Source organism: Endozoicomonas atrinae, assembly GCF_001647025.1.
In the GTDB taxonomy this organism is placed as follows: Bacteria; Pseudomonadota; Gammaproteobacteria; order Pseudomonadales; family Endozoicomonadaceae; genus Endozoicomonas; species Endozoicomonas atrinae.
Window position 1 is genome coordinate 1 of record NZ_LUKQ02000484.1, and the last position, 2030, is coordinate 2030.

3 protein-coding genes are annotated in these 2030 nt (G+C 54.7%); all 3 read left to right on the forward strand.

The window, feature by feature from the left end:
* Positions 1–85 precede the first annotated feature (85 nt).
* Positions 86–1213: a hypothetical protein gene (locus tag AK963_RS28195; protein WP_066018624.1), complete on the forward strand. Its 1128-nt coding sequence runs from the start codon at positions 86–88 to the stop codon at positions 1211–1213.
* On the forward strand, positions 1146–1721 hold the full coding sequence (locus AK963_RS28200; protein WP_139117743.1) for a replication protein P: 576 nt from the start codon (positions 1146–1148) through the stop codon (positions 1719–1721). Before AK963_RS28195 ends, AK963_RS28200 begins: the two co-directional genes overlap by 68 nt.
* Positions 1721–2030, forward strand: a 310-nt coding sequence (locus tag AK963_RS28205) for a DUF1367 family protein (RefSeq protein WP_139117744.1), incomplete at its 3' end; no start/stop codon positions are given. The genes AK963_RS28200 and AK963_RS28205, both read left to right, overlap by 1 nt.

The following is a 2030-nucleotide window of genomic DNA, read 5'->3' on the forward strand; positions in this document are numbered from 1 at the left end:
TGGTGAGTTTTATCAATAAGTGGATGCGTACTAACCAGCACAATGTTGATGAGGCTGATCGCTATTTTCCCAGGGAGGGCAGACGATGAAAACCTTTGGCAAGATCGAAAGTCGTTTCTGGATCAGTGATGACATTCAGGCATTGTCAGACAGCGCCAAGCTGATGGCCCTGTATCTGTTGACCACTGGACATGGCAACTTGATCGGGATTTTCAAGTTGTCCAGAGGGTATATGGCAGATGACTTATGCTGGGATCTGGCAATGGTTCATAAAACATTGGCAGAACTGGAATCTAACAATTTTCTAACGCTCTCCGAACGGGGAAGCTACCTGTGTATCCATCGGTTCATGGATCATAACCCAACGGTAAATCAGAAGCAGATTATCGCCCGATTACGTGCATTGACTGAGCTGCCGGAAAGGCTGCCAGATATTCTGCCTGAAGCTGTGCCTGTGGTTCAGCGAGTAGTGGATAAACTCAGTGCTGGCAAGGCTTGCAGAGAAGTTAAGCAACTGGCCGAACAGGTTAGACAGTTGTTAGAAATTCGTTCGGAAGAAGTTAGCCTAGAGAAGTATAGAAATAGAGAAGAAGAGAAGTATAGAAGTCTTTACAAGACATATGTCCGATCTGACGATCGCACGCCCCCCAGGACGGGGGAAGTGCCACCAAGTGTCGGGAGCACGACTGGTACGACTCCCTCCAAATCCAAATCCAAGTCGGACAAGGCAAGATTTTCAGAATCGTTCGAACAGTGGTGGAGCCAGTATCCAAAACGGGAAGGCGACAAGGGCAACAAAACCAAAACCTTTGGTCACTACAAAACACGGCTCGGTGAAGGGAATACCCCTGAAGGCCTGTTGGCCAACCTCCTGAAATACGCCCGGTACTGCGATGAGACCCAGGTGACGGGTACCCAGTACGTGAAAACCACCACGGCCTACCTGAACAATCCCGATAACGTGAGCAATCCATGGAAGGTGAACTATGAAGCGCGGCAGCGACATTCTGGAAAACTCAGCCTGGTTGAGCAGGTCGAACAGGCCAACGCCCACATCCTCCACCCCGAAGGATCAGGCCATTTCGATGGACAGGCAGCCTTCGACGGGCAGGGAGTCATCTACGACGTTGAGCCGGAAGGACCTGGTGAACCTGTTTTCGACGATGACCGCCCTGTTCGGGCAGAAGTGGACCAGTGCATACGGTCTGGCTGACCGCAATGGCGAGTGGTTGAAAACACTGGATGGCCTGCATCCAACCCAGCTTGAGCTGGGACTGAACAGGGTGCGACTGGCCGGGAGTGAATGGCCTCCCACCGCACCGGAGTTTCGCAAGTTGTGCCAGCCACTACCGGAGGAGCTTGGGCTGCCAGCACTGGCAAACGCCTGGCGGGAAGCCAATGAACACGCCAGTCAACCCACGCATCATGGCTGGAGCCACCGGGCAGTGTACCTGGCAGGCCGGTCGGCCGGATGGTATGAGCTGCGCAATGCCGGCACGGCGGAGGAGTGCCGGGAGGTGAAGCGGAAGTTTGGTGTCGCCTATCAGGCACTGGTCAATCGTGAATGCCAGGGGTTGCCACTGGAAGATCAGCTGGCCATCGAACACCGGTTTGATCCGGCGACTTACTCAAACCAGTTGCAGCGTGAGACCATGAACGATCAGGGAATCGATCCGCTGGATGGTCAGGGCGCGAGGGCCAAGCTGATGGGGATGTTCTGATGGCCGCTGCTCTGGAACTGGTGCGCAGTTATCAGCCGCAACCGATCCTGTTGCCGGTATCGGCCAACGATGAGGCGTTCATTCTCCAACTGCAACCGGGGCAGGTGATCAGTGCCGAGTTCCGTAAGGCTCGCAATGCCCGGTTCCACCGCAAGTTTATGAAGCTGTGCAGTATCGCTTATGGCGAGTTTGAGCGCTTGCCGCAGTCACCGGTGCAGATGGCTGGCTCCAACCGCTGGGTGACGCCGTTGCCGGATTTCGACGAGTTTCGCTATTGGGCTCTGGTGCAGGCCGGTTTCTACCAGGTGA